Annotated in this window: 13 protein-coding genes; 3 read left to right on the top strand and 10 right to left on the bottom strand. The window is 70.4% G+C overall.

Translation table 11 applies throughout. The features are described from left to right. The first annotated feature begins 73 nt into the window (after positions 1-73). Positions 74-1,504 (top strand): pyruvate kinase, encoded by a 1,431-nt coding sequence (gene pyk, locus OG892_RS28450; RefSeq protein WP_073736830.1) that lies wholly within the window; start codon positions 74-76, stop codon positions 1,502-1,504. Between the two features lie 91 nt (positions 1,505-1,595). Here the strand turns inward: pyk and OG892_RS28445 are convergent, their stop codons facing one another. The 4 genes from OG892_RS28445 to OG892_RS28430 all read right to left on the bottom strand — a co-directional run bounded on the left by OG892_RS28445 (position 1,596) and on the right by OG892_RS28430 (position 5,852). Next, positions 1,596-2,933: a hypothetical protein gene (locus OG892_RS28445; protein ID WP_371630630.1), complete on the bottom strand. Its 1,338-nt coding sequence runs from the start codon at positions 2,931-2,933 to the stop codon at positions 1,596-1,598. Next, the gene (locus OG892_RS28440) at positions 2,923-3,513 is read right to left on the bottom strand and encodes a DUF6114 domain-containing protein (RefSeq protein WP_073736832.1); all 591 of its coding nucleotides are present in this window, start codon (positions 3,511-3,513) and stop codon (positions 2,923-2,925) included. The genes OG892_RS28445 and OG892_RS28440 overlap by 11 nt, the downstream gene beginning before the upstream one ends. A gap of 94 nt (positions 3,514-3,607) precedes the next feature. Beyond that, positions 3,608-4,273: a DUF6230 family protein gene (locus tag OG892_RS28435; RefSeq protein WP_073736833.1), complete on the bottom strand. Its 666-nt coding sequence runs from the start codon at positions 4,271-4,273 to the stop codon at positions 3,608-3,610. Positions 4,274-4,871: 598 nt separating this feature from the next. Beyond that, entirely contained in the window at positions 4,872-5,852 is a 981-nt protein-coding gene (locus OG892_RS28430) for a tetratricopeptide repeat protein (RefSeq protein WP_371630629.1), read from the bottom strand. 317 nt (positions 5,853-6,169) lie between these two features. Between OG892_RS28430 and OG892_RS28425 the strand changes: the two genes are divergently transcribed. Continuing rightward, positions 6,170-6,799, top strand: a complete 630-nt coding sequence (locus OG892_RS28425) for a TetR/AcrR family transcriptional regulator (protein WP_327339100.1) — start codon at positions 6,170-6,172, stop codon at positions 6,797-6,799. Between the two features lie 9 nt (positions 6,800-6,808). Here OG892_RS28425 and OG892_RS28420 read toward each other — a convergent pair whose 3' ends face one another. The 5 genes from OG892_RS28420 to OG892_RS28400 all read right to left on the bottom strand — a co-directional run bounded on the left by OG892_RS28420 (position 6,809) and on the right by OG892_RS28400 (position 12,119). Continuing rightward, positions 6,809-7,888 carry an alpha/beta fold hydrolase gene (locus tag OG892_RS28420; RefSeq protein ID WP_371630628.1) on the bottom strand — a complete coding sequence of 360 codons (1,080 nt, stop codon included), beginning with the start codon at positions 7,886-7,888 and terminating at the stop codon, positions 6,809-6,811. Positions 7,889-7,972: 84 nt separating this feature from the next. Continuing rightward, positions 7,973-9,673: a methylmalonyl-CoA mutase gene (locus tag OG892_RS28415; RefSeq protein ID WP_371630627.1), complete on the bottom strand. Its 1,701-nt coding sequence runs from the start codon at positions 9,671-9,673 to the stop codon at positions 7,973-7,975. 108 nt (positions 9,674-9,781) lie between these two features. Next, positions 9,782-10,114, bottom strand: a complete 333-nt coding sequence (locus OG892_RS28410; protein ID WP_073736838.1) for a DUF3817 domain-containing protein — start codon at positions 10,112-10,114, stop codon at positions 9,782-9,784. Positions 10,115-10,207: 93 nt separating this feature from the next. Continuing rightward, complete coding sequence (locus tag OG892_RS28405) at positions 10,208-10,717, bottom strand: MarR family winged helix-turn-helix transcriptional regulator (RefSeq protein ID WP_073737055.1); 510 nt, start codon at positions 10,715-10,717, stop codon at positions 10,208-10,210. A gap of 10 nt (positions 10,718-10,727) precedes the next feature. Then, entirely contained in the window at positions 10,728-12,119 is a 1,392-nt protein-coding gene (locus OG892_RS28400; protein ID WP_371630626.1) for an MFS transporter, read from the bottom strand. A gap of 93 nt (positions 12,120-12,212) precedes the next feature. Here OG892_RS28400 and OG892_RS28395 point away from each other — a divergent pair, with 93 nt between their 5' ends. Next, entirely contained in the window at positions 12,213-13,202 is a 990-nt protein-coding gene (locus tag OG892_RS28395; RefSeq protein WP_371630625.1) for a DUF5937 family protein, read from the top strand. A gap of 10 nt (positions 13,203-13,212) precedes the next feature. On the opposite strand, the gene OG892_RS28390 is transcribed toward OG892_RS28395, so the two are convergent. Continuing rightward, entirely contained in the window at positions 13,213-14,106 is an 894-nt protein-coding gene (locus OG892_RS28390) for a siderophore-interacting protein (RefSeq protein WP_073736841.1), read from the bottom strand. Between the last annotated feature and the right edge of the window lie 31 nt (positions 14,107-14,137).

Raw genomic sequence — 14,137 nt, 5'->3', positions numbered from 1 at the left:
CACCCCCGCGCCCTTTTGTATCTTCCACCAGCCGGAATATTCCGCAGCGAAACAAACCGATAGGATCCGCCTCATGCGCCGTTCCAAAATCGTCTGCACCCTCGGCCCCGCCGTCGACTCCCATGAGCAGCTCGTCGCTCTGATCGAGGCCGGCATGAGCGTGGCCCGATTCAACTTCAGTCACGGTTCCCACGCGGAGCACCAGGGTCGTTACGACCGGGTCCGCGAGGCCGCCGCCGAGACCGGCCGGGCGGTCGGCGTCCTCGCCGACCTCCAGGGCCCGAAGATCCGCCTGGCGAAGTTCGCCGAGGGCCCTGTCGAGCTGGTCCGCGGGGACGAGTTCGTCATCACCGCCGAGGACGTCCCCGGGGACAAGTCGATCTGCGGGACGACCTACAAGGGCCTGCCCGGAGACGTCGCCAAGGGCGACCCGATCCTCATCAACGACGGCAACGTCGAGCTGAAGGTCGTCTCCGTGGACGGTCCCCGGGTCCACACCATCGTCATCGAGGGCGGGGTGATCTCCGACCACAAGGGGATCAACCTGCCGGGTGCGGCGGTCAACGTCCCGGCCCTGTCCGAGAAGGACATCGACGACCTCCGCTTCGCCCTGAAGATGGGCTGCGACCTGGTCGCACTCTCCTTCGTGCGCGACGCCGGCGACGTCAAGGACGTCCACAAGATCATGGACGAGGAGGGCCGCCGGGTCCCCGTCATCGCCAAGGTCGAGAAGCCGCAGGCCGTCGAGAACATGGAGGGCGTCGTCGCGGCGTTCGACGGTGTGATGGTCGCCCGTGGCGACCTCGCCGTCGAGTACCCGCTGGAGAAGGTCCCGATGGTGCAGAAGCGCCTGGTGGAGCTCTGCCGCCGCAACGCCAAGCCGGTGATCGTCGCGACCCAGATGATGGAGTCGATGATCACCAACTCCCGCCCGACCCGCGCCGAGGCCTCCGACGTCGCGAACGCGATCCTGGACGGCGCGGACGCGGTCATGCTCTCCGCGGAGTCCTCGGTCGGCGCGTACCCGATCGAGACGGTCAAGACGATGTCGAAGATCGTCGTCGCCGCCGAGGAGGAGCTGCTCTCCAAGGGCCTCCAGCCGCTCGTCCCGGGCAAGAAGCCCCGCACCCAGGGCGGTTCGGTCGCCCGTGCGGCCTGCGAGATCGCGGACTTCCTGAACGGTGAGGCGCTGGTCGCCTTCACCAAGTCCGGCGACACCGCCCGCCGTCTCTCCCGCTACCGCGCGGCCCAGCCCATCCTGGCCTTCACCACGGACGAGTCCACCCGCAACCAGCTGGCCCTCAGCTGGGGCGTCGAGGCCCACGTGGTCCCGCACGTGGACACCACGGACGCGATGGTGGACCTGGTCGACGCGGAGCTGCTGAAGCTGGACCGCTACAGCAACGGCGACACGATGGTCATCACGGCCGGCTCGCCCCCCGGTGTCCCGGGCACGACCAACATGGTCCGCGTGCACCACGTGGGCGGCCAGGGCCGCGACTGACCCGGTCCGCACGGACAGCAGACACGGCTGTGGGCCGCACCCCTCGGGGTGCGGCCCACAGCCGTGTCCACGGCACACTGACGGGATCGCGTCAGCCGGTGCCCTTGGTGAAGTAGTTCTGCAGTCCCGGCACCGTCAGCGTTCCGCCGAACTGGCCCGCCTGGGTCACCTTCACCTTGGTGAAGAAGGCGAACGGCACGTTGATCGGCGGCGGGGTCTCGGGGCTGAACGTGATCGGGATGAGGCCGAAGAGGTTGCCCTTCAGCTCCTCCGTGTACATCGTCACCGTGCCGTCCCGGATGGTGGAGGTGGAACCCTTCCGCGACGTCACATGACCGGTGGCGCCCGACTGCGGGCCGACCGTCAGCTGGTGGAGGTCCTTGATGTCGATGGAGGAGGCGGTGAACTTCAGCACCTTCTTCGTGGAGCCGTCGCCCTTCTGCACCTCCACGATGCCCTTGTAGTCCAGCCCGCTCAGGGTGAGCAGCGAACTCTCCAGGATCCACGGGTCGTTCGGGAGACGGGGTATGCCCTGCTCCAGATCGGCGTCGGCCAGTGCCTTCGGGTCGGCGGTCGGGCACGGGAAGGAGGGCTTGGCGCCGTCCGGGATGTCCTCGTCCTTCTTGGGGTCGAGTCCCTTGACGTCCTCGTCCAGCTCCTTGACCGGCTTGCCGGCCTTGCCCGCCGCCTCGCGGATGGCTTCGGCGGTCTTGTCGGCCGTGTCCTTCGCCGCGTCCGTGACCTTCTTGACGGGCTTGTCGGCCGGCTTGTCCGCCGTCTTGCCGGAGGCCTTGTCCGAGGACTTCTCGTCCGTGGTGCTCGCGGAAGGCTTCGGGGACGCGGTGGTGGCGCTCGGGGAGGGGTCCGGCGTCTCCTTGTCCGGTCCGTCGAAGAGGTCCTTGAGCGCGTCGCCGACACCCAGCGGGTCGAGCGGGTTCTTCGACTTGGTGGGCGAGGGGGTCGCGCTCGGCGTCTGTGCGGCCTTCTTCGCCGTGCCGGTCGCCGCGTCGCCCGGCTTGTCGGCCGCCGCGTCGCCCGAGGTGCTCGCGGACGGGGTGGCCGAGGGCTTCGGGGTGGCCCCGTCGCTCTTGTCCGGCGTGGCCCTGCCGCTCGCGGTGGCGGACGGGGAGGGCGACTTCGTCGCGGACGCGGAGGGCGAGGGCGACTCGCTGGGCTCGTCGGAGCGGGTCACGCAGGGGCCGGGCGCGTAGGGGATGTCCGCGCTGTCGTCGGCCATCGCCAGCTTGGGGGTGAGCCCCATCCCGACGAACACCGCGGTCGGCATCGCGGCGAGCGCGAACGCCTTCTTGCCCGCGGGCATGTGCAGCTTCGTCAGCAGGGACTTCCTGGGGGCGGCGTGGCGGGGCCCTCTTCGCTCCTGGAGCCCGCTCCCGTCCACCGCGTCCGTCTGATTGTCGTCACCCCGCACGATGCCTCCCGCCGTCGACCTCAACTGCCGTGTCGTACTTCGCCGGCTCCTGCTGGGGAACGCCCGCTCCGAGGAGCTCGCCCCCGGGGTGACCGGCGGTCTGCTCGTCCTTCGCGAACGAGAGGCCCTCCGGTGCCGTCTCCGCGGTAACGCCCGCTTCGGGCGCGGCCTCGTCCGCCACCGGCTCACCGGGAGCCCAGGAGAGGGAGAGGGCGCCGCCGAGCAGGGCGAACAGGAAGCCGATCAGGAAGCCGCCGATGTTGGCGACGGGGATCGAGATCAGTGCGAGCAGGATCGTCGCGACACCCGCGAACACCCGGACGATGTGGTGGAACCACATCGTCAGACCGAGCGTGATCAGCAGGATGCCGATGATGAGCGATCCGGCGCCCGCGGTGGTGGACATCGCCAGAGTCATGTTGCCGAGGTGCATGTTCGCGTACGGGAAGTACGCGATGGGCAAGCCGCCCACCATGGTGAACAGGCCTGCCCAGAACGGCCTGTTACCCCGCCAGGTACGGAAGCGTCGCCGGATGACGCGGAGGTAGTGCTCGTTCTGCCCTGTGGATTCGGGGCTCATGGAAAACAGCTCCCTGGAACCGGTACCGCTGTGAGAAGGAGAAGGGTGGACGGCCGGGGGCACGTGAAGTGCCCCCGGCCACCCGGGCGAGTGCCTAGTAGCACTCGTCGACGCCCTTGGACAGCCTCAGGGACAGACCCGGAAGCTTGAACGTGCCGGCGGTGGTGGCCCACGCCTGCTGACGGACGTTTGTCAGCGTGGCGTGCTCGGCGCGCTGCGAGAAGCCGTTCGGGTTGGCCTGGGTGTTCGGCTGAATACCCGTGTGCGTCTTCTTGCCCTCGGGGAACTTCGTGAGGTCACCCGCGGCCACGCCGATGTCGATGTTCTTGAACTTGGCGTCCGCATCGAGCTGAGAGACATCCAGGTAGATGTCCTTGGCGTAGACCTTCTCCTGCTTCTTCTTCGGGTCACCCGCCTTCAGCTTCAGCGTCACGTTGCCGAGGCCGAACGGCAGGTCGGGTGTGACGACCGACTGGCACATGTTGGTGATGTAGGCCGTGCTGAACCCGGACACCGCCACCGGAGCGGCCTGTTCCTTGCCCTTGAGGTCCTTGCCGGCGGCGACACTGCCGTACTGGACGAAGTCGTCACCTTCCAGCGAGTCCGCGCTGACCTTGAACTCCTGGCCGGACACGCTGAACGAAGCGGCGAGCGCGCCCTGTGCCAGGCCGACACCCACCGCGGCGGTGGCTATGACACTCGGCACCATGACGACAGCGAAACGCTTCCATCTCGTGCCACCGCGAACCTGGGAACTCATACTTTTCCTCCTTCTCGGACGTACATCTCCGGCCTGGCATCCTGCCCGACCCGGGATGGGAGAAGTGCTACGTCCTCGGAAAGGAGAGCGCTAGCGAACGGAACGTGAACCGCGCCCGAAACACCGGCGATCACCCCCGAGCGACAACCACTGGCCACGCGTTCGCGCAACCTCTTCGAACAGGCCCTGCCATTCAGCAGGAACCCCCCTGTCCGGAGCCGGCGCCACTGCCGCCGGCCCACCCGGTGGGGACCCAACAGAGCCGCCGCACCGACTGGCAGCCGGACTGACGTCATTGGACCGAGCGTGGCCGATCGTGGTCCATTCGCGGCCGTGACACAAGGGGGTTCGTTACTCACTGGTAACGGCGTGATAACCCAGCCACGACCGGGCGGCACCGAACGGCCACACAGGGTTGCCCAGAGCTCGCAGACGAACCACGGCATTGACGGCCGAAGCCGGACAGATCCCAGTGGGTGATTTACTCGGAGTAACAGCCGTTGCTTTTATCAAGATTTGGTAAAGCGCGGGCTTCTCTTATCGTCCTGACGCGAAAACGGCCGCGACTCCCACAAGGAGTCGCGGCCGTGTTGTCAGATCAGAACAAGACGCGAGCGAGAGCGGTGCGCGCGGCGCCGACCCGGGGGTCGTCGGGGCCGATCACCTCGAACAGCTCCAGCAGCCGCACCCGCACTTGGTCCCGGTCGTCACCGAAAGTGCGGCGGACCGTCTCGACGAGACGGCCGAACGCGTCCTCGACATGACCGCCCACCAGATCCAGGTCGGCCGCGGCGAGCTGGGCCGGCACATCGGCCGGATTCTCGGCGGCGTCCTTGCGGACCTGCTGCGGGTCCGTCTTCTGGACCCGGGCCAGGAGTTCGGCCTGGGCGAGACCGAGCTTGGCCTCGCTGTTGGCGGGTTCGTCGGAGAGGACGTTCTTGTACGCCTGGACGGCGCCGGCGAAGTCATTGGCGTCCAGCGCCTGCGCGGCCGCCTCCAGCAGGGCGTCGTACGGCCCGGCGGGCACCGGGGCGGGCTCCTGCGCGCCGGCCTCGGGCGCCGCCGCGTCCTGGTCGACCACGATGCCGGTGAGCCCGAAGCGCTCCTCGCCGACCTGGATCAGCTGGTCCAGGGTCTCGCGGATCTGGGCTTCGGGGGCCGCGCCCTGGAAGAGCGGCAGCGCCTGCCCGGCGACGACGGCGAAGACCGCGGGGATGCCCTGGATCCCGAACTGCTGCATCAGCATCTGGTTGGCGTCGACATCGACCTTGGCCAGCACGAAGCGGCCGTTGTACTCCTGGGCCAGCCGCTCGAGGAGCGGCCCCAGCTGCTTGCACGGCTCACACCACTCGGCCCAGAAGTCGATGACGACGGGGACTTCGGCGGAGCGCTGCAGTACGTCGCTCTCGAAGCCCGCCTCATCGACGTCGAACACGAGGGAGGAAGCGGGTACGGCGGCGGGGCCACCCTGGCGGGCGGACTCGGCACGGGCCTGCTCCGCCTTCACCTTGGCCTCACCGGCCGCCTTCACCGCGGCGAGGTCGACGACGCCGCTCATGGACATGTTCCTAGGCTGCATACGTACATCCTCCCCCCTTGGCACACCGATCCGGAAAGCGATACGTGAACTGCGCCCGTCCGCGACCCCCGCCGGTGTGCGAGGTGTGCGGACAGACACGGTCCGAGGGCCCCTGAAAGACCCGGTTCGGCACCCGGTCCCCACCCGGCGCCTGTGGCTGTCGTTCGTCCGTCGCGCGACGACGGCACAGCCGCCGTCCTTACGCTACGACCCGTAGCGTAACTGGCCATGCCCCCTGCTGAACAGGACCACCCGGTGATCTGTCTCACGGCCGACGGGGCCGGTCGAATTTAGCTACTGGCGGGTATGGTCGCGTCATGCTCAGCCGCAGCCACCCCAAACCCGCACGAACGGGACGCCCGCGCAATGCCGCGGCCGACGAGGCGATCCTTGAGGCGACCAGAGCCTCGCTGGTCGACCTCGGCTGGTCGAAGCTGACGATGGGCGATGTGGCGACGCGGGCCGGGGTCGCCAAGACGACGCTCTACCGGCGCTGGGCGGGCAAGAACGAACTGGTCGTGGACGCGGTCGCGGTCCTCTTCGACGAGCTGGAACTCCCCGATCTGGGCAGCCTGTCCGCCGATGTCCAGGCGGTGGTGCTCCAGTTCGCCGCGCTGTTGGAGCGGCCGGAGACCCAGACCGCGCTGATGGCGGTGGTCGCGGAGTCGACCCGGGACGAGGCGCTGCGGACCCGGATCCGCGACTCGATCGTGGACCGGCAGAAGCGCCTCGTCCTCCAGGGCCGCCGACGGGCCCAGGACCGGGGCGAGTTGCCGGTGGAGCAGGACGAGGCCACGGCGGCCCTGACGGCGGATCTGATCTTCGATGTGATCGCCGGCGCGGTGGTGCACCGGGCACTGGTGAGCGCCGAGCCCGTCGATGCCGACTGGGCCCGGCGCTTCACCCTGCTGCTCCTGGCGGGGCTGGGCGCGGCCGCCTCGGGGTAGCGGTACCCGCTACTTCTGCCAGGCGCAGCTGCCCAGCGTGGCCTTGTGCGCGGCGACCAGGCGGTCCGCCCGCTCGGGCTCCATCAGCTTGGTGTGGTCGCTGTGGCAGACGACGGTGCGGTCTCCCTGACCGGCCAGGTCCACCAGGATCTGGTCCCAGTGGCGGTACTGGACGTCATGGCCGGAGTCGGCGTAGGTACGGACGACCGGGGTGACCGGCAGCGCCTTGCGCCAGGTGGCCAGGGCGGCCTTCGTCGGCACGGTGGTGTCCTTGTCGCCGCCGTACAGGTAGACGGGCGCCTTCAGCTTCGACAGGTCGGGCCCTGGACGCTGGCAGTAGAGCTTCTGCTCGTGCACCTGCGGCGCGGGATCGGACTTCTGGCCGCGCTGGTTGTAGGTGCGCGCGCCCTCCTCGTACGCGGTGTCGGCGAAGCCCGGGATGGACTTGACGGCACTGTCGTCGGGGAACGCCCACCAGGAGCGCGGGTCGGCTATCGAGTCCTTGACCGCGTCGGCCAGCGCGTCGTCGCTCAGACCGCAGTACGCGGCCTTCTCGCCGTACGGCGGGAGGGCGGCGGCCAGGTGGAGGGCCTTGATCCGGCCGGGGGCGCGGGCGGCGAGCTCGGCGGCGTACGGGCCGCCGCCGGAGATCGCGATCACCGAGACCTTCTTGACGCCGATCCGGTCCAGGACCTCCAGGGCGTCCTTCGCGAAGTCGGCCTTGCCGAGCGAGGGGTCGTACTCCGTGTCACCGAAGCCGTTGCGCTCCACGGAGATCAGCCGGAGGCCGAACGACTCCCGGGTGGACCGGAAGAAGTCGGTCATGTGCGCGGCGCGCGCGCTGGTTCCGGTGCCGCCGATGTAGAGGACCGGGGTGCCGCCCCTGCGCCCTTCGTCGATGTAGTGCGCGGTCCGGCCGTTGGAGAGCTTGGCGGCCTTCACATCCGGGCCGAGCGAGTCGAAGGTGTCCTGCACCTTCGGCTTCGGTGCCGGTGCGGCGCTGACCGCTGTCGAACCGCTGACCAGCAGCGTTCCGAGTACGGCGAGTGCGGCGCCCGCGGCCGCTGTGATTCTCCCGGACAGTCTCACGGTGTTGCCTCCAGAGGGGTACGAGTATCGCGGCTGCGCCTACCCGGGCCTCCGGAGGTGACACCTGTAACTACCAACTATCTGTCAGAAGCCGGGCGGCTCCGTGTAGGTGCCCCACTCCTCGCGCAGCACCCCGCAGATCTCGCCGAGGGTGGCCTCCGCCCGTACGGCGTCGAGCATCGGGGCGATCATGTTGGAGCCGTCGCGGGCGGCGGCCAGCATCGCGTCCAGGGCCCCGGTCACCTTGGCGTCGTCGCGGCCGTCCTTCCGGCCGGCGAGCTCGCTGACCTGGTCGCGCTCGACCTCGTGGCTGACCCGCAGGATCTCCAGGTCGCCGGTGACCGAGCCGTGGGCGACGTTGACGCCGACGACCCGCTTGTCGCCCTTCTCCAGCGACTGCTGGTAGCGGAAGGCGGATTCGGCGATCTCGCCGGTGAACCAGCCGTCCTCGATGCCGCGCAGGATGCCGGAGGTCATCGGGCCGATCGGGTGCTGCCCGTCCGGGTGGGCCCGGGTGCCGCGCTCCCTGATCTGCTCGAAGATCTTCTCGGCGTCCGCCTCGATCCGGTCGGTGAGCTGCTCCACGTACCAGGAGCCGCCCAGCGGGTCGGCCACGTTGGCGACGCCGGTCTCCTCCATCAGCACCTGCTGGGTGCGCAGGGCGATCTCGGCGGCCTGCTCCGAGGGGAGCGCGAGGGTCTCGTCGAGGGCGTTGGTGTGCAGGGAGTTGGTGCCGCCCAGGACCGCGGAGAGCGCCTCCACGGCGGTGCGCACGACGTTGTTGTAGGGCTGCTGGGCGGTGAGCGAGACTCCGGCGGTCTGGGTGTGGAAGCGCAGCCACTGTGCCTTGTCGGTCTCGGCGCCGTACGTCTCCTTCATCCAGCGGGCCCAGATCCGGCGGGCGGCGCGGAACTTGGCGATCTCCTCGAAGAAGTCGAGGTGCGCGTCGAAGAAGAAGGAGAGGCCGGGGGCGAAGGTGTCGACGTCCAGCCCCCGGGAGAGGCCGAGCTCCACGTATCCGAAGCCGTCGGCGAGGGTGTACGCCAGCTCCTGAGCGGCCGTGGCTCCGGCCTCGCGGATGTGGTAGCCGGAGACGGAGAGCGGCTTGTACGCGGGGATGTCGCGGGCGCAGTGCTCCATCAGGTCACCGATGAGACGCAGATGGGGCTCGGGCTGGAAGAGCCACTCCTTCTGCGCGATGTACTCCTTGAAGATGTCCGTCTGGAGCGTGCCGTTGAGCACGGCCGGGTCGATGCCCTGGCGCTCGGCGGCGACCAGGTACATGCAGAAGACGGGCACGGCGGGGCCGCTGATCGTCATCGACGTCGTGACGTCACCGAGCGGGATGTCCTTGAAGAGGACCTCCATGTCGGCGGCGGAGTCGATCGCCACCCCGCAGTGGCCGACCTCGCCGAGCGCGCGGGGGTCGTCCGAGTCGCGTCCCATCAGCGTCGGCATGTCGAAGGCGACGCTGAGGCCGCCGCCGCCGGCGGCCAGGATCATCTTGTAGCGCTCGTTGGTCTGCTCGGCGTTGCCGAAGCCGGCGAACTGGCGGATCGTCCAGGTGCGGCCCCGGTAGCCGGTCGGGTAGAGCCCGCGGGTGAAGGGGTACTCACCGGGCCAGCCGATCCGCTCGAAGCCCTCGTACGCGTCCCCCGGCCGGGGGCCGTATGCGGGCTCGACCGGGTCCCCGGAGAGCGTGGTGAAGTCCGCGTCGCGCTTGCGGGCCTTGTCGTAACGGGCCTGCCAGCGTTGGCGGCCTTCCTCGATCGCGTCAGCGTCCATACATATGAATTTACTAGGACGTCCTAGTAAATGTCGATGGCAAACCGCCCGACGCTTTGCGCGGGGCGGTTCGGACCAGGCTTCGGACCGGCTTCGGACCGTCTCCGGTCAGGCCTTCGCGGGTACCGGGGCGGCGTCCGCGAGCAGCGGCTCGACCTCGCGGACGACCTTGCGCTCGACGAAGAACGCGGCCGTCGGGATCGTGCCGGCGATCAGCACCCAGAGCAGCTTGCCCATCGGCCACTTCGCCTTGGAGCCGAGGTCGAAGGCGAAGATCAGGTAGATGATGTAGAGCACGCCGTGGAGCTGCGAGACGACGAGCGTCAGGCCCTCGCCGGTATCGAAGCCGTACTTGAAGACCATGCAGGTGCAGAGCACGAGCAACATGACGGCGGTGACGTAGGCCATCACCCGGTATCGGGTCAGCACACTGCGTTTCATGCCATCGAGCCTAACCGGACGTCCGGGGCGATCTTGCAGCGGGCCGGGCCCGGAACCATGCCCTCCGCGGACCCGCCCGGATCCGCCCGGAGCTCAGATCTCCTCGAAGTCCTGGGCGGCGATCCGCAGCGGCCGCAGCAGCGCGAAGATCTCGCCGCACTCCTCCGCGTCGTACACCCCGAGCCCGAACTCCATCGCGACCAGGTCCTCCGTGGCCGCCTCGACGACCTCGCGGCCCTTGTCCGTGATCGAGGCGAGCGTGCCCCGTCCGTCGTTCGGGTTGGGGCGCTTGTCGACCAGGCCGGAGCGCACCAGCCGGTCCACGGTGTTCGTGACGGACGTGGGGTGGACCATCAGCCGCTCACCGATCTTGGACATCGGCAGCTCACCGGCCTTGGAGAAGGTGAGCAGGACCAGCGCCTCGTACCGCGCGAACGTCAGTCCGTACGGTTTGACCACCGCGTCGACCTCGGCGAGCAGGATCTGCTGCGCACGCATGATCGAGGTGATCGCGCCCATGGAGGGCACTGGACCCCAGCGCTGCTGCCAGTGTTCGTCGGCGCGGGCGATGGGATCGAAGGGGAGACTGAGCGGCTTCGGCACGGCATCGACCTTACCCACTGGTCATATGCTGGTCCGCCCCGTCTCGAACTTCGGTCCGAATTCGGTGAGCGGGTGCGGTTCTGCGGACCTCCGCCACGAGCACCAGCAGGCACAGGGTGCCCACGACTCCCGCCCCTGCGACCACCTGGTGGACCGGGAAGAACTCCGCGGCCAGGCCCGCCAGCGCCATGCCGACGCCCTGGAGCGTCATGAGTCCGGCGGTGAGCAGAGTCATGGCCCGCCCGCGCAGCTCGTCCGGGACGGCCTCGACGAACCACTGGTCGAGCCCGATGACGTACGCGGAACCCGCCCCGGCCAGCACCAGCGCGACGGCCGCCAGGGCCACTCCGGGGCGGAACCCGTACAGCACGAGGGGCAGCAGCCCGGCCGCGGCGAGGGGCAGCACGACGCGGGAGCGGGTACGGGGGCTCAGCGCGGCGCCCGTGTACAGCTCGGCGGCGATGGAGCCGACCGGCATCGCGCACATCAGCAGTCCCAGCGCGGCGCTGCCCACACCGATCTCGTCGGCGTACGGAGCGGCCAGCGCCTCCGGTGCGACGACGAACGCCGGGGGCAGCCAGAAGAGCAGCAGCAGCGCCCGGATCCGGCGGTGGCCCAGCACCAGCCGGGCGCCCGCGAGCGACTCCCCCAGCAGGGTGCCGCCGCCCTTGCCCGTGGTGCGGGCGGGCCGGTCCCGGGTGCCGATCCTGAGCAGGGCGGCCGAGCAGAGGAAGGTGACGACGGTGATGGTGATCGCACCGCGCGGCGAGACCACCGCCAGCAGCAGCCCGCCCACGCCGAAGCCGGCCAGCAGCGCGCTCTGCGAGACGATCCGCAGCAGCGAGCGGCCCAGCACGAAGAGGTCGCCCTCGCCCAGGATGTCGGTGAGCGCGGCCATCCTGGTCCCGGTGAAGACCGGCGACACGGCGGCCACCAGGCAGCGCAGCAGGAGCAGTCCGGCGACGGGGGTGCCGGGGAGCACCATCACGGCGACGCAGGCCGCGCAGATCAGGTCGCAGGTGACCAGGACCCGGCGTGCGGGGTAGCGGTCCGCGATCCCCGCGAAGAGGGTGCCTCCGACGAGGTACGGCAGCATGCCGAGCGCGAACGTGAGGGCACTGAGCAGGGGCGAGTCGGTGAGGTCGTACACGAGGACGGTCAGCGCCAGCTCACTGACGACGACGCCGAGCAGCGAGAGCAGATGCGCGGCGAAGACGGCGCGGAACTCGACGACGGCGAAGACGGCCCGGTAGCCGCGGGACGGGGCCCCGCCGGGTCCCGGTCCGTGGACGGGGACCGCGGGGGCCCGGAGCGCGGCCGGTTCGCTCGGGTCAGGGGAACCGGCGCGCTCCGGGTCGCGGGGTGAGTGGCCGCCCGTCGGCGGTTCTGTGTCTCTCGGCATGGACGCAGCCTGCGGGAACCCGGCACGCGGTCCGTAGACTTTCGGTCCCACCCGAATCTTCCGGTCCCCACCCGAATCCTCCCGAGGCCGCGCATGCCGTTCCATCTGCATTTCGACGAGAGCGATCTGCTGCGCTGCCGGTTCGCGCTCTCCCCGCTCGGGGAGACCCAGGCCGCGGTGCGGGTGCTGGCCACGCCGCGGCGGCAGGGGTATCACCTGCCGTGGCTGCGCCGGATCCGGGACGCTGCCGCCGGGCTCGATCTCGGGCCGCTGTGGCTGCTGATGAACGAGCGCGGCCACAGCCCGGACTTCTTCTGCCCGCCGCCGCTGGGGCCGCTCACCTCGTTCGAGGAGGAGATCGCGGGCGTCCGGGCGGTCGATCCGGCGCTGGCCCGGGAGGACATCGCGTGGGCGCTGTCGGAGCGGCCCGGGGCGCTGGACTCCACCGCCGGGCGGGCGCTGCTGGCCGATCCGGCGCGGACCGTGCGGGAGCTGGCCGATCTGCTGGAGCGGGCCTGGCGGGCGCTGATCGAGCCGCACTGGCCCCGGCTGCGGGCGCTGCTGGAGGCGGATGTGGCCTACCACTCGCGGCGGCTCGCGGCGGTGGGTTTCGAGCGGCTGCTGAGCGAGCTGAGCCCGCAGCTGAGCTGGGCGGATTCGACGCTCACCATCGCCCGCACGGCCGGCCGGCACTCCCGGGTGCTCGGCGGGCAGGGCCTCGTGCTGATGCCGAGCGTGTTCGCCTGGCCGAACGTGGTCGGCGGGTTCGAGGCCCCCTGGCTGCCCGCGGTCATCTATCCGGCACGCGGGATCGGCGGCCTCTGGACGGAGCCGGGCGACCGCACCCCGGAGGCGCTGGCCCGGCTGCTCGGCCGGGCCCGCGCCGACGTCCTGTGCGCGCTGGACGAGCCGGCCGGCACCACCGCGCTCGCCCACCGGCTCGCCCTCGCGCCGTCCTCCGTCTCCGAACACCTGTCGGTGCTGCGGTCCTCGGGGCTGCTGACCTCGCGCAGATACGGGCACCAGGTGCTGTACGAGCGGACGCCGCTCGGGATCGCGCTGGCCGTGCCGCAGCCCCCGTGACCGGCCGGGGTCACAGGCCGAGCGTGCTGAGCCGGTCCTCGTAGCGGATGGCGAGGTCCTCCGGCTCGTCGGCCGGGTCGTGCCACATGTTCTCCAGCTCGGACCGGACCGCGGCGGGCAGGGCTTCGTAGCGCCGGGTCCAGGACTCGCCGTCCGGCATCCAGTAGCCGACGACCTTGAAGCGCTCGGCGGGGAGCCGCAGTTCCCTGCGCAGGTAGCGCCGCACCGCGCGCAGGGCGTCCGTCTGCCCCGCGACCCACACGTAGCCGCCGGCCGGGTCCGTGCCGGGCGGGATCGCGGCCTCGACCAGTTCGGCCAGCCGGCTGGGACCGTGGCCGTTGCCGCCGTAGGTCCAGGTCGCCCGGACACCGGGCCGGTCCGGGAGCGGCTGGACGCAGGACGGGTCGGGGACCTCCAGGACGGCCCGGGTGATGACGTGGTCCGGGGTGTTCTCGATGAGGCGTCCGACGGCGGGCAGACCGCTCAGGTCGGAGACCAGGACCTGCCGGGCGAGGTCGGCCGGGGGGCTGTAGAGGCCGGTCGGGGAGTTGAGGCCGATGACATCACCGGGGCGGGCGGCGGCGGCCCAGCCGGACGCCGTCCCGTGGCCGTGCAGCACGAAGTCGATGTCGATCTCGCCGGCCTCCGGACGGGCGGACCGGATCGTGTACGTGCGCACCGGGGCCTCCGGCCGCCCCTCGGGGGTCCGCCAGCCGCCGTTCTCCGTCGAGTCGGGCAGGGAGACATCGGTCCGGTCCGGGCCGTGCGGGAGGAACAGCCGGACGTACTCGTCGCCGACGCCCGTGGAGGTGAAGGCGGCAAGGCCCTCGCCGTGGAATGTGATGCGGGCCATGGTCGTGCTGAGCGGCCGGACGCGGGCCACCACGGCGCGGTGAATGGTCATGGGTGCTGCTCCTTCGGGTGTGAGGGGGTGG

The sequence above is a fragment of the Streptomyces sp. NBC_00341 genome (genome assembly GCF_041435055.1).
Classification (GTDB): domain Bacteria; phylum Actinomycetota; class Actinomycetes; order Streptomycetales; family Streptomycetaceae; genus Streptomyces.
This window is presented reverse-complemented; position numbering and strand designations above follow the sequence as displayed.

Bases quoted from the DNA above. Each gene is read 5' to 3' on its own strand.
- pyk (WP_073736830.1), top strand. From the start codon at position 74: ATGCGCCGTTCCAAAATCGTCTGCACCCTCGGCCCCGCCGTCGACTCC.
- OG892_RS28440 (WP_073736832.1), bottom strand. From the start codon at position 3,513: ATGAGCCCCGAATCCACAGGGCAGAACGAGCACTACCTCCGCGTCATC.
- OG892_RS28435 (WP_073736833.1), bottom strand. From the start codon at position 4,273: ATGAGTTCCCAGGTTCGCGGTGGCACGAGATGGAAGCGTTTCGCTGTC.
- OG892_RS28430 (WP_371630629.1), bottom strand. From the start codon at position 5,852: ATGCAGCCTAGGAACATGTCCATGAGCGGCGTCGTCGACCTCGCCGCG.
- OG892_RS28425 (WP_327339100.1), top strand. From the start codon at position 6,170: ATGCTCAGCCGCAGCCACCCCAAACCCGCACGAACGGGACGCCCGCGC.
- OG892_RS28415 (WP_371630627.1), bottom strand. From the start codon at position 9,673: ATGGACGCTGACGCGATCGAGGAAGGCCGCCAACGCTGGCAGGCCCGT.
- OG892_RS28410 (WP_073736838.1), bottom strand. From the start codon at position 10,114: ATGAAACGCAGTGTGCTGACCCGATACCGGGTGATGGCCTACGTCACC.
- OG892_RS28400 (WP_371630626.1), bottom strand. From the start codon at position 12,119: ATGCCGAGAGACACAGAACCGCCGACGGGCGGCCACTCACCCCGCGAC.
- OG892_RS28395 (WP_371630625.1), top strand. From the start codon at position 12,213: ATGCCGTTCCATCTGCATTTCGACGAGAGCGATCTGCTGCGCTGCCGG.
- OG892_RS28390 (WP_073736841.1), bottom strand. From the start codon at position 14,106: ATGACCATTCACCGCGCCGTGGTGGCCCGCGTCCGGCCGCTCAGCACG.